Raw genomic sequence first — 23,297 nt, 5'->3', positions numbered from 1 at the left:
CGCGGCGCTTAGCAGGCCGCCCCTAAAGCCTCAATGGGGCGTCCTGCCCATAGGGGCGATCGTGCCAGCGAGGTGCAGGATGCGGCGCGTGTCGCCCTCGCCGGTCAAGGCATAGGCCATGGTGCCGACTTCCCAATAGGCCACCACGTCGCCCGCGCGCCGGGCGACCAGCGGCGTGGCCTCGGCGGGGGTTTCGGCCTTGTCGGCGAACAGGGACAGCGTCTCCTGTTCCGGCGTCACGATGGTCATCGCGATGGCGGGGCTGTCGGTCGTTGGAAATAGTTGAACGTCGGTCACCCGCCAATCGCCCGGCAATGCAGGCAGGATGATGCCGGTCGACCGCCGGATTTCCTGCGCGTCGAATGTCGCGCTTTCGATCTGCGATGCCATGCCCTGCCGCAGCAGTCCGGTGCGGCGCGAGGCGGCCGCTTCGTCCAGAAAGCTGCTCGCCTGCGCGCTTTGGGGAAATTCGCCCAATTCGCCGCGCGCGATCCAGCCGATGCCCAGCAGCGCGGCAACCGCTGCCGCGCGGCGCATATGCCGCCATGTGCGCCCATCCTCATTGTCGTTGGCGACAGGCGCGGTCAGGTCGCGGCGACGGCCGACCAGCGTGCCCTTGGTCCCATCGCGCATCAGGCGAAAATCGATATGCGGCCACCGCTCGCGCCAGCGCCGTGCGACGATACGTTCGCCCGGCCGCGCGGCATCGTCCAGCAGCACGACGCCATTAGGCGACAATCGCGCGAACAGGCTGTCGGCTGCGCCCCGCACCAGTGGATGGACGCTCCAGGGTGGGCCGTCGATGATGATCAGGTCGATGCGCTCCGGCACACCCTCCAGCGCATACCAGCGGCCGGGCCAATCCGCGCTTTCATGCGTCAGCGGCGCATGACGGATGTCGGCATCAATCGCATGGTCGCTCAGCCATTGGCGGGTCGCATCGACAAAGCCGCCATGCTGGTCGAAACTGTGCAACCGCCCGCCGCCGTGCAATTGCAAGGCTCGCGCCGCGATCAGCGATGAAGCGCCTGCGCCCAGTTCTACCACATGGGCAGGGCGCACCCGCGCAATCTCCCGCACGATATGCCGCAGAAAACCGACATCGGCCTTCCAACTGCCCAGATGCGGCAGCGCATCATGCGGCAGGCCGAGTTCATCGAGCAACGCGCGCTTGTCCGCCGGGCGTCCGCCCGACAAGCTGGCGAGCAACCACGGCCAGCCGATCGCACCGAAACCGATGCGCCACGCCATGTCCGACAGGCGGCGGGGCCAGTCGCTTTGCGCGGCATGGGCTTCATTGAGGGGCAAAAAGCCGGTCAGGTCGCGGGATGTCACGGAAAATAGGCTCCTTGTTGCATCACGGGACTATGCCGGACTTTATGTTTCGCTCATATGACGGTCTCGACCATGGTCAACCGATGACGCAGGAAAGCGCGATGATCCGTATAGTCTCTGCGACCGTCGAACGCTGGCCGGTGGCAGGTGCCTTCGTCATCAGCCGGGGAGCCAAGACGCATGTCGATGTCGTCGTCTGCACCGTGGGCGATGGCACCCATGTCGGGCAAGGCGAGGGCACGGCCATCTATTATGAGGGCGAAAGCGCGGAAAGCTGCGTCGCCGCCCTGCACGCCTATACCGGACCATTGGACCGCCAAGCCTTGCTGACCGCCATGCCGCGCGGCGCGGCGCGCAACGCGCTCGATTGCGCCTTATGGGATTTGGAAGCCAAGCAGGCGGGCGCGCCGGTGTGGCAATTGGCCGGTCTGGCACCACCCGCACCGCTGGCGACGGCATTTACGATCAGTTTGGGCGATCCCGATCTGATGGAGGCCGATGCGCGGGTCGCGACGGCGCGGGGCTTTGCGTTGCTCAAATGCAAGTTGACGGGGGAGGGCGACCAGGACCGCATCGCCGCCGTGCGGCGCGGTGCCCCCACGGCGCGGCTGATCGTCGATGCCAATGAAAGCTGGCATGATCGCGACATCGCTGCAGAAGCAGCAGCACTCGCGGCCTTGGGCGTGGAGATGGTCGAACAACCGGTAATCCATGGGCAGGAGGCGCGCCTCGCGGGCGTTCATGCGCCGCTGCCGCTCTGCGCCGACGAAAGCTGCCACACGCGCGCCGATCTCGACCGGCTAGGCGATTTTGACGCGGTCAATATCAAGCTCGACAAGGCGGGCGGGCTGACCGAAGCCCTCGCTTTGGCGCGCGCGGCGAAAGAGCGCGGCTTCCGCCTCATGGTCGGCTGCATGCTCGGCACGTCGCTTGGCATCGCGCCCGCTGCGCTGTTGGCGCAGGGCGCGGACTGGATCGACCTGGACGGCGCGCTATTGCTGGCGGAGGATCGCGCCGGTGGGTTGGCGCTGCGCGACGGGCAACTGCAACCCGGCGCGCTCTGGGGCATGGGCTGATCCGTTCAGCGGCAGCCTCATTCCTTCTCGACCTGGCGGACCGCCTGCACATCGGGATAGGGTAGAACCATCCGGCCGTCCGGTGCCGCGGTAAAGCTGGTCTGGGTCGGATAGGCGAACTCGATTCCGCGTTCGTTGAATTGGCGCAGGATGGCCAGGCCGACCTTATGGCGGATGACGTAGATGGCATCCCAATCCGGCAGATAGACGTCGAACTCGACTTCGAAATCCAGGCTCGACGCACCAAAGCTGATGAAACCGGACCGAACGAAATTCGCGCCGAGATCCGTGACGATCGTTTTCAATATGTCGGGAATCTGTTCGGCGACGTCGGGCGGCGTCTGGTAGATGACACCGATCGCGAATTTGATCCGGCGATGGTCGAGCGTGAAATAGCTGGTTATCTCCTTCTGTAGCAGATTGGCGTTGGAGATCACCTTCTTCTCGCCGGTAATGGCGCGCAGGCGGGTGGATTTCAGACCGATTTTTTCGACCGTGGCGGTCGTCATGTCATAATTGATCGTCTCGCCCCGGCGGAACGGCTTGTCGAAGATGATCGACAGGGCGGCGAACAGATCGGAAAATATGCCCTGCGCCGCAAGGCCGATGGCGATGCCGCCGATACCAAGACCCGCGACAAGTCCAGTGACGTTGACGCCCAGATTATCTAGTACGACGATCGTCGCGACGGCAAAGAGGACGACGCTGACCAACAGGCGGATAAGCCCCATCGCGTTCGCGAGTGTCTCGCCGCCGCCATCCTGCGCCAGCGTCTTGCGCTCCACCAGCCCCAGGATGATCTCCCGCGCCCACAAGGCCGCTTGCCACACGGCCGCGATGGTGAAGAGAAAGGCGATCGTTTTGTAGAGTGGAGCCGGTGCATCGGCATAGCCCGCCACCAGCCGCGCCGCGACCATGACCATGAAGAAATGCGTCGTGCGCGCGGCGGCCCGCCCCAGCACATTGGCATAGCCTAGCGGATCGCCGCGCGTCCCCTTGTGCCGCTTGCCAACCCCGCGCAGCGCCGTGAGCGCGAGGTAGATCAGGACGCCGACACCGATGGCGATCAATATCTGGACATAATGGACGGCAAGCCAGTCGCTGGTCGAGCGCCACATCGCGCCGAGATCGGGCGGCCGCACCGTGATGACGGGATCGGCGGGGGTTTTCGTATTGGCCATGCTATCCTGTAGTCTGTTGAGTGCGGATCAGGCCGCCGCTGCAAGCGGGGCGCAGTCCACCAAAGTATCGAGAAAGGCGATCAATCCGCGTTCCTCTCGCGACAGATATCGTGTCCGACGCGGCAAGCGAAGCTCGTCGCGCCATTCATCCTGTCCCTCCTTGCATAGGGCAATAAGTGCGGGATGAACATAGGATTTGCGGCTGATCGCCGGCGTGTTGCCCAAAGCCACCGCCACCGGGTCGATCATCTCCTTCAAAGAAACATGCCCGGCCACCAATGTTTCAAAGGCGATTGTGGACGCGCCCCAGGTACGGAAATGCTTGGCGGTGAACGGCCCGCCCATGGCATCGGCGATATAGGCATTGACGTCGCTTGACGTGATCGGCCGCGCTTCGCCCTCCTCGTCCAGATATTGAAACAGATGCTGGCCCGGCAGATCCTGTACCTGCCGCACGAAGCGCAGCAGGCGACTGTCGGTCACGGTCAATTGTTGTTCCTTGCCCGACTTGGCGCGATAGCGCAGTGTCAACGACCGACCGTTGAGGTCGAGGTGACGGCGACGCAGCGTCGTCGCGCCGAAGCTCCTGTTGGTCGTGGCATAATGTTCATTGCCGACGCGCAATTTGGCAAGGTCGAGCAGGCGGATGACCGCCGCGATGGTGCGATCCTTGCGCAGCCCCCGTTTCGATAGATCTGCCTCCAGCCTCGCGCGTAACTTGGGCAAAGCGCGCCCGAAATTGGGGCATCCGGCATATTTTTCTGCCTCGCGCGCGGCGCGAAAGTCGGCATGATAGCGATATTGCTTGCGCCCCTTGTCGTCATAGCCGGTCGCCTGGATGTGGCCATAAGGGGAGGGGCAGAACCAGCAGTCCCGATAGGCCGGCGGCAGGGCGATCGCGTTCAGCCGGTCGATCTCGTCCCGGTCGGTGATCCGCGCACCATCGGCGTCGCGATAGGCCCAACCCCGTTTCAACGCGCGGCGCGTGATGCCGGGCACGCTGTCATTGGCATGAATTATCGCGGTTTGGGGCATGGCGTCCTTCTCGTCTCCCCAAACCCGTCTTTCGTCGCTTCGTTCCGCAACCATGGGGGCTCCGGGCCGTTAAACGGCCATTCCCCCATGCAGGAGACGCTTATGTCCGCCATCGAAAACAGCCATATTCTCATCATCGCCACGGATGGGTTCGAACAATCCGAACTGTTCGATCCACGCGACATGCTGATGAAAGCCGGGGCGAAGGTGACGCTGGCTTCGCCCGAAAGCGACCCGATCCAGGGTATGAAGCATGATGAAAAGGGCGATACCATCACCCCCGACATCACGCTCGATGCCGTTTCGATGGACGATTATGACGGGCTGATCCTGCCCGGCGGTGTTGCCAATCCCGATACGCTGCGCGTGAATGAAAAGGCGATCGCGCTCATCCGTGCTTTTACCGACGCCGACAAGCCCGTCGCCGCCATCTGCCATGGTCCCTGGCTGCTGATCGAGGCGGGCGTAGTGAACGGCCGCACCGTCACATCCTGGCCTTCGGTGCGTACCGACCTGACCAACGCCGGTGGAAAGGTTGTCGATCGGGCCGTTGCGATCGACGGCAATATCATCACCAGCCGTAACCCCGACGACATCCCTGCTTTTGTCGAAGCCTTTACGAAGGCCGTGACCGAAGGGGCCAGCGTAGCCGCCTGAACGATTGGCTGCCGTCCGGATGCCACGGCACCGGGCGGCGGCGCAACACCGACAGATGCGCAAGCGCCAGCGTGGCGCATAATGTGCCACCGGCCAGCATGAGCGCTCGAACGTCCGGTGCAAAGACGGCGATCATAGCGGCGGCGCACGATCCCGCAATCGCCCATCCCAGCGCCCGGCCATCGCCATCCGGCCCGCGCAGCCAGAACACGCATCCACCCACCCCGACCAGATAGGCGCTGGCGTAACGCAGTGCCGCGACATCGGCCCCCCATAGCGGCAGCATCAGCAAAAGCAGCAGCATGATCCCGCCGCGCGTCAGCCGTCCCATGGCTGGCGCAAGCAGCGGATAGAGCAGCATCTCGCACGCCAGCACCGCCATCAGGATCGCCAGTGCCTCGGTTGGACGACCCGCGATCAGCGCCACGGTTGCCGTTGCGCCCCAGGGGAGCAGCCGTTGCGGGGCCATGCGGATATGGCTGACCCAATCGCCCACGCCATCGCGCCTCTCCCAGCGTCGATCGGCAAGGCGCAGTTGGAAGCCGCCCATGACAAACAGCGCGCCGACACCCGCCGAAAAAAGCGCCGGCGCCATCATCGGCGAGGCCAACAGCAGCCCAAGCAACAACCCATGCGCCAGACCCAGCGCCCGCAATTCTCCGTTCATGCCGGAACGCCCTGCCGCGCGACGAGCGCGGCGGCCAGATCCTGCCGTGCCGCGGTCTTGCGTTTGCGGGTCAGATAGGTGTCGAGACCGATTTGCAGCGCCAGCATCATGAAGATGAACGGCTGATAGGCGATCCCCACGAACAGCGATCCGATCATATAGATGATATGCCCCTGTTGCAGCGCCAGCGCGAAGGGCGAAATCCACGCTTCCTGCGGTCCATCGCGCTTGCGGTAGAAGCGGCGGATCGATTCGGTGCGGATGAAGCAGATGAGGTGAATGAGCGCCCAGACCGCAAAGCCGAAATAGCCCTGCTCACCCAGCAGCTCGAAATAGGCGCTATGATAGGCGCGGCCCTTGTCCGTGACGATCCGGGTTTCCAGGCGACTGCCGCCGCTGTCGGTCACGACGCTTCGCGCGACATAGGTAAAGCTGTTCTGCAGATAATTGTCGAAGCCGCCGCCGCCTGGATGATCCTTCACATAATCGAGCGTCCACATCCACACCGCGACGCGGGTGGAGGCGCTTTCGTCGCCCTGATGATTTTCGATCGTCTGCATCCGCTGCGTGAAGCTGGCGGGCAGGAAGGGGATCGACACCAATGCGGCCAGCAGCATCAGCGGCCCGTAGACGAAGCGCCGGGGCGACCGCATCAGCATCAGCCCGGCCAGAATGACGATGCAGACAAGGCCCGTGCGGGCCTCTGTGCCGATCGGCATCAACAGGCAGGCGAGGCACAGGCAATAGCAGAAGGCCTTAACCTTCCAGTCGGGCGGGAAGATGGTGCCATGTTTGGCCAGCCACAGGATCAGCGGGATCAGCGAGATGGCGACGCAGCTGATGATGGAGCCTTCATATAGCCCGCTATTATTATCGACCATCAGGTTGAGCACACCATAGCCGCCGCCCGACAGCGCAGTTTTCATGCCGCCATTGATGATGATCGTGCTGGCGCACAGGATCATGAAGACGGTCATCGCCTCGATTCGCAAGCGCGTGCGCAGCACCAAAGGCAGGAACACGCCAGCGATGATCGCCTTCCACACCCAATTCCATTTGGTCAGCGCCTCGACCGGGAAATCGGCGGTCATGGTGGTATAGCCGCACCAGGCAAGCAGCACGAGCATCAGCCCCTGCCGCGCCGAGAATCGGCAATCCTTCTTGTCGTCCATCACCAGCCAGGCGCCCACCATCGCGCCAAAGGCGATGAAGGAGATCGGGATCGAATTGAGCAGAAAATAGGACAGGCGCTGGGGCGAGACGATGTCGATATAGGCATAGACCGCGACCAGCAGGAACGGCCGCCTGAACCCCATCAGGAAGAAGACGCCCAGAAAGGCGAGGAAGAAAAGGTCACGCATCGCCCGTCTCGACCTCCGGCTCTGGATCGCGATCAAGGTCGGGGCGCGACAGCAAGCGCCAGGCCGTCAGCAGGATCACGCCATGGCTGACCAGCAAGGATAAGGTGTCGATCATTATGCGTTCTTGTTCCCGGTAGCCGCCTCTTCGTCCTAGCGAGACAGAGTTGACGGGGCGTTAAACCTTTTTCGGCAGACAGGGCTGGCTATGACTCGCATCCTTCATGTGCTGGACCACAGCCTCCCGCTCCACAGCGGCTACACCTTTCGGACCCGTGCGATCCTGCGCGCGCAGATGGCCAAGGGCTGGGCGGTGCGTGGCATCACCGGCCATCGCCATGTCGCGCCACAGCCACAGGACGGCACGGCCCCGCTGGAAGAGGTGGTCGATGGCCTCCATTTCCACCGCACGCCGGGGCAGCCCGCCACCGGCAATCCGCTGATTCGCGAATGGCGCGACATAGCGGCGCATGCCGACGCGATCGAATCGCTGGTGCGCGACTGGCGGCCCGACATCATCCACGCTCATTCGCCGGTTCTCAACGCCATCGCGGCGCAGCGCGTCGCCAAGCGGCATGGCATCCCGATGATCTACGAAATCCGGGCTTTCTGGGAAGATGCGGCGGTCGGCAACGGCACCGGGACGCAGGGAAGCCCGCGTTATTGGCTTACCCGCCAGCTTGAAACCCATGCCGTGCGCGCCGCCGATGCGGTCGCGGTGATCTGCGAAGGGCTGCGCGGCGACCTGATCGCGCGCGGCATCGATCGGGACAAGATCATCGTGTCGCCCAATGGCGTCGACATGGAGCAGTTTGGCGATCCCGTCCCGCGCGACCCTGTGCTGACGGCCAGGCTGGGGCTGGAGGGGGCCGATGTCGTCGGCTTCATCGGCAGCTTCTATGATTATGAAGGGCTGGACGACCTGATCGCCGCGATGCCGCGACTCGTGCGTGCCCGGCCCAAAGCGAAGCTGTTGATGGTGGGCGGTGGCCCGCGCGAACAGGCGTTGCGCGAACAGGCGATGGCGTCGCCCTTTGCCGATCATATCATCTTCGTCGGCCGCGTGCCACACGACCAGGTCGAACATTATTATGCGCAAGTCGATATTCTTGCTTATCCGCGCAAGGCGATGCGGCTGACCGATCTGGTGACCCCGCTCAAGCCGCTGGAAGCCATGGCGCAGGGACGGCTTGTCGCTGCGTCGAGCGTCGGTGGCCATCGCGAGCTGATCGAGGATGGCGTCACCGGCACACTCTTTGCGCCCGACGATCCGGCGAGCATCGCTGCCGCGCTTGCCGGGCTGTTCGCCGATCGCGCGCCCTGGGATGAACGCCGCGCCGTCGCACGCGCCTTTGTCGAGCGTGAGCGCAACTGGTCAGCCAATATCCTGCGCTACGAGCCGGTCTACCAGCATTTGCTGGCCCAAGCCGACGGCGCGCGGGCGGCGGCCTGACGGCATATGGCGCCACGCGGATCAAGACCGGACCGGGCCATGGTGATGGCAGCGCTGGGCGGCTTCGTCGCCGCGCTGGCGGTGCTGCTGACCCCGGTGGGGCTGATCGAAATGCTGGTGGCGTCCAGTGGGCTGAGCGAAGCGCTGCCCGCCGCCGCGCCGCCACTTGGCCTTAAGGCCCGAATACTGATCGCTCTTTTCGCCGCTATAATGGTGATGGGGATCATTTTGACGATGCGGCGCGACGCAACTGTGGCGACGGAACCAAGTGAAAAGAAGCAGCGCGTCGAACGCGCCAAGGGAGCACGAAAAATGGGTTTCGCATTTTCCAAATGGGCCGCGCTGGCGCGGGGCCGTTCCATCGAATTAGTCGAAGGCGCGCTGCCGACGCTGCGCCGGGCCGACGCCCATCCCGATGCGCCAGCGCGCGCGCCGATCTTCGCCAGCCGCGACCTGAACGGCGTCGATATTTTCGCGCGCCCCGAATCAGGACGACGCGGGCTGGTGGCGCAGTCCGTGGTGGACGCGCCTGCCATCCGGTCCACGTCGGACTTCCCCATGCCCGCCGCGCCCCTGCCGGTTGCCGAGGCGGACTTGCCCCAGCCCGCCTTCCTGCGCCCGGCCGCGCCCATGGTCGAGCCGGAGGCGGCAGAAGAGGCCGCACCGGCCATCGAAGCCAAGGCACCCCCTGCGCCCCTGCCAACCCCAGCGCCGCGCCCCTCTACCCAGGGGCTTACGATCGGCCAGTTGACCGAGCGGCTGGAACGTGGCCTGTCCCAGCGTCGCCGCACGGCATCTGACGATGGCATCCGGGTGCTGGCCGACATGCCGCCCGCCATGCCGGTGCCGGTGCGCGACACGCCCGATACCGACACCGACGCCGCATTGCGCGCCGCGCTGGGCACGTTGCGCAGCATGACCGGCCGCGCACGCTAAACCGCCTACCATTCTTCGATCGTCAGCGCCGACAACTCCACCCATAGGCCGTCGGCGCTGTCGCCCTCTGCATCGACGCAGATGTCGGCGACGAAATGGCGCGGCAGCACCCATTGCGCTTCGCTCAGGCCATCGAGCAGGCGCGCCTTGCCCGCCTGCGCCTCCGCCCCGCTGATCGCCAGCCGCACGACATGGCGTCGCCCCTCGAACAAAGCGCTGGCCCAAGGGCGGCTCGCTGCCCGTTCGACGCGGGCATTGTCGCCCGCCCGCGCGAGCAATTGGGCCAGCAGGCGGGGCAGCGGGTCGGCCGTGCCTTTTCCTATTGCTTGATTTCGGATCAGGTTGCCCGCGCGCACATGCGGATCGATGCTTGTCATTGGCCGCTGCTCCTGCGATATGTGTTCATGAAATGTTCTATACGTCTCTTTATCCGTTCGCCCGGCTCGCGCCCGCCGCGCAGGTCGAAGACCAGCCGTGGATCGCGCACGCTCGCCCGCCCAAATGTGGTGGGCGGCATCTCGTGGCGGCGAAGGAATGTCTCGATCATGCGCAACAGCATTGGCCTCAATCTCCCCTGTCATGGCGACTCGCCCCGCGCGAGTCGTTAGGTATATTCCTATCTCAAAGCCAATTTCCTACTTGTCTAGGAAAAATCTTATCAGTAATGGACGGATCATGGATGAATCGCAGGACGCTCGTATCGCGCTGGAACGGCTGATCGCCGATCGGGGGGAGAATTATGCCGATCTGTCTCGGCTGATCGGCCGCAACCCCGCTTATATCCAGCAGTTCATCAAGCGCGGGACGCCGCGCAAATTGGATGAGGATGACCGCCGCGTGCTGGCCCGCTATTTCGGCGTACCCGAACAGATGCTGGGCGGGACAGCGGCGGCGCCCCTGTCGGCAACGCCTGGTCGGATGCGCAGCGTGCCGGCCGTGGTCGCCGTACCCCGGCTGGCGCTGGGCGCGTCGGCGGGCGGCGGCACGCTGGACGAGGATGAGCGCGCGGCGGGCGTGATGGCGTTCGACGCGCACTGGTTGCGGCACTTGGGCGTCCGGCCGCAGCGCGTGTCGATCATCCGCGTCGATGGCGAATCGATGGCTCCAACGCTTAGCGACGGCGATGACATCATGGTCGATCATGATGATGATGCGCTGCGGCTGCGCGACGGCGTCTATGTGTTGCGGCTCGACGGCGTGCTGATGGTCAAGCGAATCGCCATGGGACCGTTGCGCGGCCGGTTCAGCGTGGTCAGCGACAATGTCCATTATCCCGACTGGGCCGATATCGACCCGGCGCTGGTGGACATCGTCGGCCGCGTCGTATGGACCGGGCGGCGTCTGGTGTAGGTGGTGAGACCACCCTATCTGTGCGCCAAAGGAGTATCGGTGTGAACGACAATGGCGCGGTGATCCGCAAGGGCTTGGAATGGCGCGGCGCGCGGCTGGCGCTGGCGACGGTGGTATCCACCTGGGGATCGGCCCCGCGCCCGCGCGGCAGCCATATGATCGTCCATGAAGACGGCCGGTTCGAAGGCAGTATTTCGGGCGGCTGCGTCGAAACCGATGTCTTGCAGCGCGCCGCTGAAGTCATCGCCGGACGTGCGGCCCATGTCGAAACCTATGGCGTGGCCGATGGCGATGCGTGGGAGGTCGGTCTGCCCTGCGGCGGGGAGATCGCGGTGCTGGTCCAGCCGGTGGGGGAAGGCGGTTTCCCCTCCAACTTGTTCGAAGCGATCGACGCAGCCAGTGCGCGGGGGCGGGCGCTGACGCTGGCGACCGATTTGGAGACTGGTATGACGCGCGAAGGGAGCGGCGAGAGACTGTTCCTCAACCGCTACGATCCGCCCCGCCGCCTGCTGATCGTCGGCGCGGTGCAGATCGCCCAGTCGCTCGTGCCGCTGGCGCAGGCGATCGGCGTGACCCCGGTCCTGATTGACCCGCGCGGCCGCTTCCTCACCGCCGAACGCTTCCCCGGCGTCGAACTGGACGACCGCTGGCCCGACGACGCCATCGCCGCACGCTTCCCTGGCGAATCGACCGCCGTCGTCACGCTCAGTCACGACATCAAGATCGACGACCCCGCGCTGGCCGCCGCGTTGCGCGCGCCGACCGGCTATATCGCGGCGCTCGGCTCGCGCAAAAGCCACGCGGCAAGGCTGGAGCGGTTGGCGGCCATGGGCTTTGGCGCGGACGATCTGGCGCGGATCGACGGCCCGGCCGGGCTGGACATCGGCGCGATCGGTGCCGCGGAAATCGCGCTGTCGATCACGGCGGGCATGGTGGCGGGATTCAACCGGATGCGGGGGTGATTATTGCTGAAATGAAAATGGGGTCAGGGGTGATTGGTAAACTGACACCATAAATTCATGCTGCATTCGATCACTCTTCGACGGTGATCAGTTTTTTGCGCTTCGTGAATAGAACAAACATACCCAGAATAATGTCACCAAGGCCCCAGAGTAACAGTAGGAACGTGAAGCCGATCCCAGCACCAATAGCTTGCCCCGCCTGTTCTGCCGAGTTGTTCGGTGCATCCATGCCTCCCAAGATGCTCATAGCGCTAAGCATCCAAATCAGCATTAACACATTGAAGCCTATGAAAATCCACTTAACTAGCTTTCCAAAAAAAGACCGATCGCTTACTTCTTTTTGAACCAATGCCAATTTTAATGCTCCCACTTTAGTCCAGTAGTGTCAAAAGTCATCTGTTGCATACCGTTCTGATAGAATTGGGCTTCCACTACCATCTTCTTTGATTTCTTGAGATTCGTCAGAAAGCCTTTTGCACCTTGAACGAAGACCATGTTGTTCGTGCCGTCGCTGGCATCGGTGCAGCCATAGCGACGGATCGGCCCGTCATCGAACTTCACATTAACATGGCTGTCCGAGAAGCTGTTACAAAGGATTTGGCCGCTATCAACGCCCAAGAGAATATCGAAGCCGAACTGTGGACTCTGACGTATTAGCACTTTGCCTATCTGGTCGCCGTAGGGGAAGCCAAGGCTGAGTGTGTTCGTACCGGTTAGCGTTGCGTAATAGGTCGTCCGACCGCGCATCTCATCCTTATCTGCACTGTAGGACCAAGCACTTTCAGGTTCGGCAGGCTTCTCAAATTCGTCGCTGTCGGCAGTTGTGGGCTTGTCAGGGGAGCCAGCGGCCTTTGAGGCTTCTTGCTTCTTGGATTCGCTCTTCAAATCGCTTTCGGCACTTTGCGGCCCCGCAACGCCAATAAGGATGAATACAACGAATGCAGCAGCGCCGAAATGCCAACGTTTCCAGCCTTTGATGTAAGGCTTAAAAATGCCGACGACCGCAGCGATAAATATCAATGTGAATATAACGGCCAATGGAGTCCCCCGACACTTCGCACATAACAGATTATATCAAGTGCATAAAAGTTCGATGAACGCCCGTCAAATATGGAATCAAGCGGTCGCTTTGTTTCGCTAAGTATTACCCCCTAACAACACCGCCCCCCATTCTTCCCACCATAGCGCGCTTCCTGCCGGTCGCGGAAAAAAGTGATGCGGTCCATCACTGGCTGCCCCGGATGATGCGCCTCGCAGTGCCGCAGATAGGCGTCATAGTCGGGCATTCCGACCATCAGCCGTGCGGTCCGGCGCAGCGTGTCGAGCAGCCCGCTCATGCCGTCGGCACCAGTTGCGCCGGGATTTCCTGCGCGGTCGGCTCTGTGCTGCGACGCGCGGCGAGGCAGGTACGGATCGTGAAGACCAGCAGCGACAAGACCACGGCCAGGAACAGCGCGACCAGCGCCGCGTCGATCCGGTCGTTGAAGATGATGCGCTCCATCTCCGCCATCGACTTGGCCGGGGCCAGCACTTCGCCCTTGTCCGCCGCCGCGCCGAACTTGGCCGCATGGGCGAGGAAGCCGAGCTTGGGATCGGGCGAGAAGAGCTTGAGCCACCCCGCCGACAAAGTGCAGACCAGCAGCCAGGCGGTCGGGATCATCGTCACCCAGGCGAAGCGGTCACGCTTCATGCGGAACAGCACCGCCGTCGCCAGCATCAGCGCGATCGCGGCGAGCATCTGGTTCGAGATGCCGAAGACTGGCCACAGCGTATTCACCCCGCCCAGCGGATCGGTGACGCCTTGATAGAGGAAGAAGCCCCAGGCCGCGACCGTCAGCGCGGTCGCGACGATGCCCGGCACATGGCTCTTGCTCTCCTTGAAGGATGGCACGGCTAGCGCGATCAGATCCTGCAGCATGAAGCGCCCGGCGCGCGTGCCCGCATCCACTGCGGTCAGGATGAACAGCGCCTCGAACAGGATCGCGAAATGATACCAGAAAGCCTTCATCGCCGGGCCGCCGACGACATGGCTGAAGATTTCCGCCATCGCTACCGCCAGCGTCGGCGCGCCGCCGGTGCGTGAAATGATACTATGTTCGCCGACATCCTTCGCCGTCTGGGTGATGAGGTCGGCCGAGATGGGAAAGCCCATGGCGGTGACGGCGGCCGATGCGCTCGCCGCATCGGTGCCGATGATCGCGCCGGGGCTGTTCATCGTGAAATAGATGCCGGGGTCGAGGATCGATGCGCCGACCAGCGCCATGATCGCCACGAACGCCTCCATCAGCATCGCGCCATAGCCGATGATCGGCGCATGGGCTTCGCTGGCGATCAGCTTGGGCGTGGTGCCACTGGAAATCAGCGCATGGAAACCGGACACCGCGCCGCAGGCGATGGTGATGAACAGGAAGGGGAAGAGGCCGCCCGCCCACACCGGCCCGCCGCCGTCGACGAACTGCGTCAGCGCGGGCATTTTGAGCGGCGGGGCCATGATGACGATGCCGATGGCCAGCGCCGCGATCGCGCCGATCTTGAGGAAAGTCGAGAGATAATCGCGCGGCGCCAGCAACAGCCATACCGGCAGCACCGACGCCACCGCGCCATAGCCGATCAAAATCCAGCACAGTTGTACCGGGGTGAAGGTGAAGATCGGTCCCCAGACCGGCGAGGCGGCAATCGCCTGCCCATAGACGATCGCGGCGAGCAGCCCGACGAGGCCCAGCAGCGAGACTTCGCCGATCCGCCCCGGCCGGATCCAGCGGGTATAGACGCCCATGAACATCGCCAGCGGCACCGTCGCGGCCACGGTGAACATGCCCCACGGACTTTCTGCCAGCGCCTTGACGACGATCAGCGCCAGCACCGCGAGGATGATGACCATGATCATGAACGCGCCGATCAGGGCGATCGTCCCGGCCCATTGCCCCATCTCCATGCGGATGAGTTCGCCCAGCGACTTGCCGTCGCGGCGCATGGAGATGAACAGGACCATGAAATCCTGCACCGCGCCCGCCAGCACGACGCCCACGATGATCCACAGCGTACCGGGCAGATAGCCCATCTGCGCCGCCAGCACTGGCCCAACCAGCGGTCCCGCCCCCGCGATCGCCGCGAAATGATGGCCGAACAACACGGTCCGCTCGGTCGCGACATAGTCCAGCCCATCGGCGCGGCGCACGGCAGGCGTCGGCCGCGACGGATCGAGCCGCATCACATGGCGCGCGATGAACAGCGCATAATAGCGATAGGCGACCAGGAAGCTGCTGACCGCCGCGACCACGATCCACAGCGCATTGACCGCCTCGCCCCGCGACACCGCCACGACGCTGAGCGCCACCGCGCCGACAATCGCCAACGCTATCCAGGGAAGATGCCGGGTCATCGCTCTCTCTTGTGATTGTCGGTCAGGAGCGGGCACAGTAAGCCGCTCGCCTCAAAAGACAATCACACGATAGTCGGATCAGCGCCGCCGCGCGAACGGCCAGTCGATCACGCCGCCCGCCCATAGCGCCCACCAGATGATGACGGGTTGCAGCGCTAGGCGCGGCCCATGATACCACCAGCTCAAATGCAGCCCGCCCAGCGGAATGTCGCCCAGCGCATGGTGGATATTGGCGGGCCATACGCACAAGGCATAGAGCGCCAAGCCGATACCGGCCGCCCGGCGCAGCGGCGGCAGCATCAAGCCCAATGCCCCGGCAATCTCTGCTATCCCGGTCAACCAGACGACGGTGGCGGGGAAGGGCACCCAATCGGGCGTGATGGCGATGAACCCGCCCGGCGACCGCAAATGCGCGACGCCCGCGACCAAATAGGCCAGCGCCAGAATGACGCGCGCAATCTGCCGGGCGCGGCTGTCCCGCCGCACCCTTAGTAAATCCCGCCCTGATCCTGCAAAAAGTCGCTGTCGGTACGCTGGCGGCGCTGGCCGGACGCGGCCCTGGCGGCGGCGACCTTGGCCTGCGCCTCGGCCTCTTCCTTGCGGATGGTACGGCGCGGTTCCGATTCGGGCTTGAACGCTTCCCAGATGACCGCGGCCTTGGGCTCGCTGGTCGGCCAGGCACCATAGACGCGTTTGCCCGAACGGCGGTCGATCGGGACCATGCGGATGCCCGCCGGGGCGACGAAGGGCGTCTTGGGCATCGTCTCCAGGATCGGGGCCATCGCCGCTTTCCAGATCGGCGCAGCGATGCGGCCACCCTGCGCCCAACCGCCAAGGCTGCGTGGCTGGTCGTACCCGATATAGACGCCCGCGACGAGGTCGGGCGATCCGCCCACGAACCACACATTGGTGGGGCCGTTGGTGGTGCCGGTCTTGCCGAACAGCGGGCGCTTCAAATCCGCCAGCACCGTCGCGGTGCCGCGCTGGACCACGCCTTCGGTGATGTGGACGACCTGATAGGCGGTCATCGGGTTCATCACCTGTTTGCCCTCCATGCCGAAGCGGGGCATCGGCTTGCCGTCCCAGTTCGCCATGTTGCACCCGTCGCACGGTCGCCAGCGTTCGGGCCAGATCACCTTGCCGCGCCGGTCCTGCACATAATCCATCACCTTGGACGGAAATTGCCGCCCCTGATTGGCCAGCGTCGCATAGGCATTGACCATCTTCTCGACCGTCGTTTCCCCCGCGCCCAGCGCGAAGGAGAGGTAGGGCTGATAATCGCCGATGCCCAATCCCTTGATGGTCCGCACGACCTTTTCCATGCCGGTCTGGCTGGCGGCGCGCACGGTCATCAGGTTGCGCGATTGCTCCACGCCCCAGCGCATCGTCTGCGGCCCGGCGCTGCCGCCGGAAAAGTTGCGGAAGCATTTCTGACCCAGGCCTGCGCCCTGATAGACGCATAAGGGGCCATCGACGATGATCGAGGCAGGCGTCATCCCGCTGTCGAGCGCGGCGGCATAGACGAAAGGTTTGATCGTCGATCCGGGCTGGCGCATCGCCTGCGTCGCGCGGTTATAGGAGGAGAGGCGCGCATCGAACCCGCCCTGCATCGCGCGGATGCGACCCGAATGGACTTCTTCGACTACCATGCCGCCCGACACTTCGGGAATGTTGCGCAGTGCCCAGTTTCTGCCATTGCGGGCCACGACGATCAGGTCGCCGGGCTGCATCGCGGAAAAGGCCGGGCCACCACTCTTGCGATAGGCCATTTGCGCCGCGCTTGCGGGCAGAGTCCCGGTGCTGCCGTCGGCAAAGCCGATCTGCGCTTCCGAAGAGGTGCGGCTGATGATGACGGCGACGCGCCATTCGGCATAATCGACGTCGATATAGCTCGCCGCCAGTTCGCGTTCCCAGCCATTGTCGATCTTGATCTTGGCGACCGGACCCGACCAACCACGCCCGGCGTCGAAACGCAGCAGGCCGTTGCGCAGGGCGTTGGCGGTGCTGTCCTGCACCACCGGATCATAGGGGCTGCGCACCCACAGGCCACCGGCATAGACGCTGTTGGGGCCGTCTTCCGCCTTTTCGCCGAACAAGCCGATCAGACGACGACGCACTTCCTCCATATAATAGCCGCCCGCGCGCGCGTCGAAGCTGGAACTGTGCATGGCGACCGTGCCGAGCGGCAGCGCCGCCGCCGCATTGCGTTGTGCAGGCGTGATCCAGCCGCTCTTCACCATCTCGCCCAGCGCCCAGTTACGCCGGTCGAGCGCGCGCGCCATGCCGCTTTCGCTTTCGGGGCGATAATTGGCCGGACCCTTGGGCAGGATCGACAGATAGGCCATTTCATGCAGAGCGAGGTCGGCGACATCCTTGTTGAAATAGGCGCGCGAGGCCGCCTGCACGCCATAGGCGTTCCGGCCGAGGAAGATCTGGTTGAGATAGAGTTCGAGGATCTGCTGCTTGCTCAGCACATTTTCCATGCGGTAGGCGAGGATCATCTCCTTCACCTTGCGCGTGGGCGAATATTCATCGCCGATCAGCAGATTCTTGGCGACCTGCTGGGTGATCGTCGAACCGCCGCGTGCGCGCTGGCCGGAGCCGAGCTTGCTCGCATAATCGACCACCGCGCCTGCAAAGCCGGGAATATCGACGCCATGATGTTCGAAGAAAGTCTTGTCCTCCGCCGCCAGATAGGCGCGGATCAGCAGCGGCGGATAATCGCTATATTGCAACTGGACGCGCCGTTCGCGGGCATAGCTGTGGACTGGCTGGCCGTTGATGTCGCGCACGATCGTCGGCAGCGGCGGCTCATATTCCAGCAGCGTCGCCGCATCGGGCAGACCGCGCGCGAAGATCAGCCAGAACAAGAGCAAAGCGGTGAGGAAGCCGCCCAGCGCAATCGTGCCCCAGCGCACCAGCCGCCGCTGCCACAGGCGACGCAGCAGGCCGCCTGCGCCACTGGCGTCGCGACGCAAGCGATAGGCAAAGGATGACGGGGCGGTATCGGGGCTGGCCTCTTCCATGGGTACGAGGCTCTAGGGTCAAATTGCGGGCAATGCCAGTATGGATCGCGAGAAGGATGTTCCTCCCCGCTCGCGGGGAGGTGGCGCGCGCAGCGCGTCGGAGGTGGTTTGCCCCACGGCACGCCCCTCCATCATTTGCTGCGCAAACGGTCACCCTCCTCGGTACAGGGATCACCGCGAAATTCATCCCCCACAGAGTTTTACGTCATCCCCGCGAAGGCGGGGACCCATCTCCGGACCTAAAATCAAGATGACAAGGTGGGAGATGGGTTCCCGCCTTCGCGGGAATGACGATGATTCGTATGCGATCCGCATTTCGCAACGATCCCCGTGTCGGGGAAGATCAACCGCCCGCGGTGCCGCTCCGCATCGCCAGCTTCCGCGCGAAATGGACCTCGATCGCGCGGGCCACGCCGCGCGCGATCTTCGACTGGCCTTCGCGCGATGACAGAAACGCGGCGTCGTCGGCATTGCTGATATAGCCGGTCTCGAACAGGATCGAGGGCGTATCCGGCGCTTTGAGCACCATCAGCGACGCGAAACGATGATAGCTGCTGCGGAACGGCACATAGGGCGCGGCTTCACGCTGGAGCAACCGGGCGAAGCTCGCCGAGATATTGAGCGATTCGCGCTGGGTCAGGTCGATCAGGATTGAGGACACGTCGCCCGACTGGCCGCCCAGATTGACGCCATTGATGATGTCGGCCTTGTTTTCGCGCGCTGCCAGCCGTGCCGCCTCGCGGTCGGACGCGGTTTCCGACAGGGTATAGACGGTCGCGCCCTGCGCCTGCGTATTCTCCGCCGCGTCGGCATGGATGGAGATGAACAGGTCGGCGCCGAGTTTGCGCGCGATGCCATAGCGTTCCTGCAGAATCAGATATTTGTCATCGTCGCGGGTCAGCGCGACGCGCACCCGGCCCGATTTGACGAGCTGGTCGCGGATCGCCTGCGCGATCGCCAGCGTCACATCCTTTTCGCGCTTGCCCATGTCGGTGTTGATCGCACCCGGATCATGGCCGCCATGGCCAGCGTCGATCACCACCAGCGGCCGTGCGCCATCGCGCGACCCTTCGACTGAGGGCAGCGAGACGCCGCGTGCCGCCGCCGGGATCGGCACAGTGATCGAATGGAGGCGCTTTTGCGGGCGGGCCGCCATCTCGGCCGGCGCGTCGAAGCGCATGCGGCCCTTGCCCACTTCGCTGCGAAAGCGGCTGTCGGTCACGCCCTGCAGCGCGAAGCTCAGCGATTTGCCATCGGCGGCGATCTGTGCCTGGTCGAGCGTGGCGGGGCTGACGAGGTCCAGCACCACCCGCGCCGTGTCGTCGCTTAGCTGCCCCTGTCGCACGGCTGACACCGCGCTGCTGGCGGGGGCGAAATGGCCGCGTCCGACCTGCGCACCATCGATATCCAGCGCGATCCGGCGCGGCGCGTCCAGCAGGAAGGCCGACGCGCCATTCACGCGATCGTCGAAGCGGACAACAACCCGGTCATTCTGCACGAAGACACCGGAAATACCACCGGCGCTGCCGGGAACCGACAGGGCGATCGTGCTTGCCAGGGCAAGGCTCAGAAACATGTACCGCTTGTGCAACGCAGCCCAGTCAGCCGTCCAGCCAAATTTCATGCTGTTTACATCCGTCCAGCGTCCCCACGCTAAAGGCCGGGTTAAGCATCGCCGCCTTGGATTCGGTAAAATGAGAGAGTTAACAGCATTTTCAGCATGAAGCGGCAGAAGGGGCGTGGCAGACGGTGTCCGCGACATAATATTTCCTGCAGCCGTTGCTCCCTACCGCTTTGGCTGCTACCCATTCACATTCCTGCAATGTCCGTCTTTTCCATACGGCGCGGCGCAGGCCCAAGAAGACGGCAGGTTGGCGCGATCCGCGCCGCCGCGCCGATGTTATGAACAGGTTGACGCTGCATGAGGCATGAATTTCCATCCACGCTGACCCCGGCAACGGGCGTCGCGGCGTGGTTGGTTCGGCCCGGCGCCATGTCCGGCCCTGCCGACGCAGCAGACGCGCAGTTTTTCCATCTAACCCGGACGATGCCGACATCCGCGCCCTTACCGGCGCGCAGGCGGGCGTCCCTTCACTATCGCATGGTGGCCCGGCCCAGCGCCGTCGACCGCCATCGCCGGAGAATCATAAATGACAATGCGTATGCTGATCGACGCGCGCCACCGGGAAGAAACCCGTGTCGCGGTCGTCAAAGGTAACCGGATCGAAGAATTCGACTTCGAATCCTCGGAGCACAAGCAGCTCAAGGGCAATATCTATCTGGCCAAGGTGACGCGGGTCGAACCCTCGCTCCAGGCGGCCTTTGTCGATTATGGCGGCAACCGCCACGGCTTCCTCGCTTTCAGCGAAATCCACCCCGACTATTATCAGATCCCGCGCGAAGATCGCGAAGCCCTGCTGCGCGAAGAGCGCGAGCATGCCGAAGAAGAGGCCGCGTTGCGCGCAGACTTCGACGATGAGGACGAGGATGGCGAGGGCGTCGAGATCGTCGAAGCGACGCATCATCATGACGATGATGAAGACAGCGCACCCGAAGGCGAAGCGGCCGAGGGAGAGGCGTCCGAAGGCGGTCGCCCGAACCGGGGTCGTCGCGGCAAGCCCGGTGATGACGCCGCCGAGGAACTGCGCCGCAAGCGCATGGCGCTGCGCCGCCGCTATAAGATTCAGGACGTCATCAAGCGCCGCCAGGTGCTGCTGGTCCAGGTCGTAAAGGAAGAGCGCGGCAATAAGGGCGCGGCCCTGACCACCTATTTGTCGCTCGCCGGTCGCTATTGCGTGCTGATGCCGAACACCAGCCATGGCGGCGGTATTTCGCGCAAGATCAGCAACGCGGCCGACCGCAAGCGGCTGAAGACGATCATCGCCGAAATGGCGCTGCCTTCGTCCATGGGCTGCATCGTCCGCACCGCCGGGCTTCAGCGCACCAAGCCCGAAATCAAGCGCGACTTCGATTATCTCGCCCGCCTGTGGGACGAGATTCGCGAAAAGACGCTGCAGGCCGCTGCGCCCGAACTGATCCACAATGACAGCGACCTCATCAAGCGGGCGATCCGCGATATCTATAATAAGGATATCGAAGAAGTCATCGTCGAGGGCGAGGAAGGCTATCGCGCCGCCAAGGACTTCATGCGCCTGCTGATGCCGAGCCATGTGCGCCGCGTGAAGCAATATGCAGACCCTGTATCGCTGTTCCAGCGCGCCAGCGTCGAAGATCAGCTGGCCGCCATGTACAACCCGGTCGTGCAACTGAAATCGGGTGGCTATCTGGTCATCAACCCGACCGAAGCCTTGGTGTCGATCGACATCAACTCCGGCCGCTCGACCCGTGAACATGGCATCGAACAGACCGCCGTCGCCACCAACCTGGAAGCCGCGCGCGAAATTGCGCGCCAGTTGCGCCTGCGCGACATGGCGGGCCTCGTCGTCATCGACTTTATCGATATGGAGAATAACTCCAACATCCGTAAGGTCGAGAAGGCGATGAAGGAAGCGCTGCGCGACGATCGCGCCCGCATCCAGGTCGGCCGCATTTCGGGCTTCGGCCTCATGGAAATGAGCCGCCAGCGCCTGCGCACCGGCGTGCTGGAAGCCTCGACCCGCCAATGCCCGCATTGCGAAGGCACCGGCCTTGTCCGCACCGCCTCGTCGGCGGGCCTGTCGGCGTTGCGCATGCTGGAAGAAGAAGCGGCCCGTGGTCGCGGCAACTGCATCACCCTGCGCGCCAGCCAGGAAGCGGCCTTCTACGTCCTCAACAACAAGCGTCGCGAACTGGACGAGATCGAGCAGCGCTATGGCGTGCGGATCGAAATCTTGCCCGATGGCGAAGTCGAGGGTGCGCGCATGTCGGTCGAGGCCAGCGGCCCGCGCCCTGAGCGCGTCGTAAGCTACGCGCCGCTGCCCGAAGACGACGAGGATTTCGACGTCATCGAGGAAGAGGAAGAAGCGGAAGTCGAGGAAGAAGAGGCTGAAGAGCCCGAAACGCCCGCCGAAGCCGCCGACCGCGCTGAACGGGGCGAGGATCGCGAAGGCGGTCGTCGTCGTCGCCGCCGTCGTCGTCGTCGTGGCGGTCCGCGTGAGGATGGCCAGACCGAAGGCGCCGCCGAGGGTGAGGGCGCTGTCGAAGGCGATAGCGAAGCCGATGCCGACGCAGAGGGTGAAGCCGAAGCCGAGCCGGTCGAAGCCAATGACGGCCCCGAAGAGGAAGGCGGCGCACGTCGTCGCGGTCGTCGCGGTCGTCGTGGTGGTCGTCGCCGTCGCGAAGGTGGTGATGAGACTGTGAACGCGGAAGCCACCGAATCGGCCGACGCCGAGCCGGTCGTGGAAGACGCGCCGGTCGAGCAAGCGCCCGCCGAGGAGGCTCCTGCAGAGGACGCCCCCAAGACTCGCCGCCGTCCCCGTGCCCGCAAGCCCAAGGCTGAAGCCGAAGCGGTCGTAGAGACCGTCGAAGCCCCGGCCGAAGCGGTTGTCGCCGAGGAAGCGCCGGTCGAAGCCCCGGTCAAGCCCAAGCGCACCCGCCGCACCAAGGCGCAGATCGAAGCGGAAGCTGCTGCGGCGGCCGAAGCACCGACTGCCGAGGAAGCCCCAGCCAAGCCCAAGCGCACCCGTCGCAAGAAGGCGGACGCCGTGGCCCAGGATGCCGCACCGGACGCCGCGATCGAGGCAACTGCTCCGGTCGAACCGACACCGGCACCGGTGGCCGAATCGGTCGTCGCTGATGGCGATGCGCCAGAAGCCCAGAGTGACGACGGGCAGAATGAAGACGGCACGCCCCGTCGCGGCTGGTGGCAGCGCACCTTCGGCCAATAAGCCGGACGAGACGCCACCGCCATGAACAAGCGCCGCTGCCCTGCCGGTCCCGA

General features: G+C 64.2%; 22 protein-coding genes. 7 read left to right on the top strand and 15 right to left on the bottom strand.

What is annotated here, in order from left to right; genetic code table 11:
• Window positions 1–30: 30 nt before the first annotated feature.
• Window positions 31–1,335, bottom strand: a complete 1,305-nt coding sequence (locus OVY48_RS08985) for a class I SAM-dependent methyltransferase (protein WP_313922577.1) — start codon at window positions 1,333–1,335, stop codon at window positions 31–33.
• A 101-nt stretch (window positions 1,336–1,436) separates the two neighbouring features.
• Between OVY48_RS08985 and dgcA the strand changes: the two genes are divergently transcribed.
• Window positions 1,437–2,411 (top strand): N-acetyl-D-Glu racemase DgcA, encoded by a 975-nt coding sequence (dgcA, locus tag OVY48_RS08980; protein ID WP_313924730.1) that lies wholly within the window; start codon window positions 1,437–1,439, stop codon window positions 2,409–2,411.
• A 17-nt stretch (window positions 2,412–2,428) separates the two neighbouring features.
• Here dgcA and OVY48_RS08975 read toward each other — a convergent pair whose 3' ends face one another.
• Window positions 2,429–3,592: a mechanosensitive ion channel family protein gene (locus OVY48_RS08975; RefSeq protein WP_069065929.1), complete on the bottom strand. Its 1,164-nt coding sequence runs from the start codon at window positions 3,590–3,592 to the stop codon at window positions 2,429–2,431.
• 27 nt (window positions 3,593–3,619) lie between these two features.
• The gene (locus tag OVY48_RS08970; protein WP_313922576.1) at window positions 3,620–4,627 is read right to left on the bottom strand and encodes a DNA topoisomerase IB; all 1,008 of its coding nucleotides are present in this window, start codon (window positions 4,625–4,627) and stop codon (window positions 3,620–3,622) included.
• 102 nt (window positions 4,628–4,729) lie between these two features.
• On the opposite strand from OVY48_RS08970, the gene OVY48_RS08965 reads away from it, so the two are divergent.
• Window positions 4,730–5,284 (top strand): type 1 glutamine amidotransferase domain-containing protein, encoded by a 555-nt coding sequence (locus OVY48_RS08965; RefSeq protein ID WP_313922574.1) that lies wholly within the window; start codon window positions 4,730–4,732, stop codon window positions 5,282–5,284.
• Here OVY48_RS08965 and OVY48_RS08960 read toward each other — a convergent pair.
• From OVY48_RS08960 to OVY48_RS08950, 3 genes are read right to left on the bottom strand one after another with little or no spacing between them, the layout of a single operon-like run.
• On the bottom strand, window positions 5,244–5,951 hold the full coding sequence (locus OVY48_RS08960) for a hypothetical protein (protein ID WP_313922573.1): 708 nt from the start codon (window positions 5,949–5,951) through the stop codon (window positions 5,244–5,246). The two genes, OVY48_RS08965 and OVY48_RS08960, sit on opposite strands and share 41 nt — an antisense overlap.
• On the bottom strand, window positions 5,948–7,312 hold the full coding sequence (locus tag OVY48_RS08955) for a putative O-glycosylation ligase, exosortase A system-associated (RefSeq protein WP_313922571.1): 1,365 nt from the start codon (window positions 7,310–7,312) through the stop codon (window positions 5,948–5,950). The genes OVY48_RS08960 and OVY48_RS08955 overlap by 4 nt, the downstream gene beginning before the upstream one ends.
• On the bottom strand, window positions 7,305–7,427 hold the full coding sequence (locus OVY48_RS08950; RefSeq protein WP_313922570.1) for a hypothetical protein: 123 nt from the start codon (window positions 7,425–7,427) through the stop codon (window positions 7,305–7,307). The genes OVY48_RS08955 and OVY48_RS08950 overlap by 8 nt, the downstream gene beginning before the upstream one ends.
• A 90-nt stretch (window positions 7,428–7,517) precedes the next feature.
• Here OVY48_RS08950 and OVY48_RS08945 point away from each other — a divergent pair, with 90 nt between their 5' ends.
• Entirely contained in the window at window positions 7,518–8,762 is a 1,245-nt protein-coding gene (locus OVY48_RS08945) for a TIGR04063 family PEP-CTERM/XrtA system glycosyltransferase (RefSeq protein ID WP_313922568.1), read from the top strand.
• A gap of 39 nt (window positions 8,763–8,801) precedes the next feature.
• On the top strand, window positions 8,802–9,698 hold the full coding sequence (locus OVY48_RS08940; RefSeq protein ID WP_313922567.1) for a hypothetical protein: 897 nt from the start codon (window positions 8,802–8,804) through the stop codon (window positions 9,696–9,698).
• Window positions 9,699–9,703: 5 nt separating this feature from the next.
• Here the strand turns inward: OVY48_RS08940 and OVY48_RS08935 are convergent, their stop codons facing one another.
• Together OVY48_RS08935 and OVY48_RS08930 are read right to left on the bottom strand one after the other, a co-directional pair.
• Entirely contained in the window at window positions 9,704–10,075 is a 372-nt protein-coding gene (locus OVY48_RS08935) for a hypothetical protein (RefSeq protein WP_313922566.1), read from the bottom strand.
• The gene (locus tag OVY48_RS08930; protein WP_313922565.1) at window positions 10,072–10,257 is read right to left on the bottom strand and encodes a hypothetical protein; all 186 of its coding nucleotides are present in this window, start codon (window positions 10,255–10,257) and stop codon (window positions 10,072–10,074) included. The genes OVY48_RS08935 and OVY48_RS08930 overlap by 4 nt, the downstream gene beginning before the upstream one ends.
• 116 nt (window positions 10,258–10,373) lie before the next feature.
• Between OVY48_RS08930 and OVY48_RS08925 the strand changes: the two genes are divergently transcribed.
• Both OVY48_RS08925 and OVY48_RS08920 read left to right on the top strand, forming a co-directional pair.
• Window positions 10,374–11,048 (top strand): helix-turn-helix transcriptional regulator, encoded by a 675-nt coding sequence (locus OVY48_RS08925; protein WP_313922564.1) that lies wholly within the window; start codon window positions 10,374–10,376, stop codon window positions 11,046–11,048.
• A gap of 41 nt (window positions 11,049–11,089) precedes the next feature.
• Window positions 11,090–12,010, top strand: a complete 921-nt coding sequence (locus OVY48_RS08920) for an XdhC family protein (RefSeq protein ID WP_313922563.1) — start codon at window positions 11,090–11,092, stop codon at window positions 12,008–12,010.
• A gap of 70 nt (window positions 12,011–12,080) precedes the next feature.
• Here the strand turns inward: OVY48_RS08920 and OVY48_RS08915 are convergent, their stop codons facing one another.
• The 7 genes from OVY48_RS08915 to OVY48_RS08885 form a co-directional block, all read right to left on the bottom strand.
• Window positions 12,081–12,365, bottom strand: coding sequence for a hypothetical protein (locus OVY48_RS08915; RefSeq protein WP_313922562.1), 285 nt, complete (start codon window positions 12,363–12,365; stop codon window positions 12,081–12,083).
• Between the two features lie 2 nt (window positions 12,366–12,367).
• Window positions 12,368–13,048: a hypothetical protein gene (locus tag OVY48_RS08910; protein WP_313922561.1), complete on the bottom strand. Its 681-nt coding sequence runs from the start codon at window positions 13,046–13,048 to the stop codon at window positions 12,368–12,370.
• A gap of 113 nt (window positions 13,049–13,161) precedes the next feature.
• Window positions 13,162–13,347 (bottom strand): YbdD/YjiX family protein, encoded by a 186-nt coding sequence (locus OVY48_RS08905; protein WP_313922560.1) that lies wholly within the window; start codon window positions 13,345–13,347, stop codon window positions 13,162–13,164.
• Complete coding sequence (locus OVY48_RS08900) at window positions 13,344–15,392, bottom strand: carbon starvation CstA family protein (protein WP_313922559.1); 2,049 nt, start codon at window positions 15,390–15,392, stop codon at window positions 13,344–13,346. Before OVY48_RS08900 ends, OVY48_RS08905 begins: the two co-directional genes overlap by 4 nt.
• A 78-nt stretch (window positions 15,393–15,470) precedes the next feature.
• Complete coding sequence (locus tag OVY48_RS08895; RefSeq protein ID WP_313922558.1) at window positions 15,471–15,878, bottom strand: DoxX family protein; 408 nt, start codon at window positions 15,876–15,878, stop codon at window positions 15,471–15,473.
• 2 nt (window positions 15,879–15,880) lie between these two features.
• The gene (locus OVY48_RS08890; protein ID WP_313922557.1) at window positions 15,881–18,418 is read right to left on the bottom strand and encodes a transglycosylase domain-containing protein; all 2,538 of its coding nucleotides are present in this window, start codon (window positions 18,416–18,418) and stop codon (window positions 15,881–15,883) included.
• A 343-nt stretch (window positions 18,419–18,761) separates the two neighbouring features.
• A complete protein-coding gene (locus tag OVY48_RS08885) occupies window positions 18,762–20,042 on the bottom strand; it encodes an N-acetylmuramoyl-L-alanine amidase (protein WP_096060838.1) in 1,281 nt (426 codons plus the stop codon).
• 526 nt (window positions 20,043–20,568) lie between these two features.
• On the opposite strand from OVY48_RS08885, the gene OVY48_RS08880 reads away from it, so the two are divergent.
• Entirely contained in the window at window positions 20,569–23,244 is a 2,676-nt protein-coding gene (locus OVY48_RS08880; RefSeq protein WP_313922556.1) for an Rne/Rng family ribonuclease, read from the top strand.
• Window positions 23,245–23,297 lie beyond the last annotated feature (53 nt).

Origin of the sequence: Sphingobium sp. SA2, assembly GCF_032227065.1 — a bacterium.
In the GTDB taxonomy this organism is placed as follows: Bacteria; Pseudomonadota; Alphaproteobacteria; order Sphingomonadales; family Sphingomonadaceae; genus Sphingobium.
This window is presented reverse-complemented; position numbering and strand designations above follow the sequence as displayed.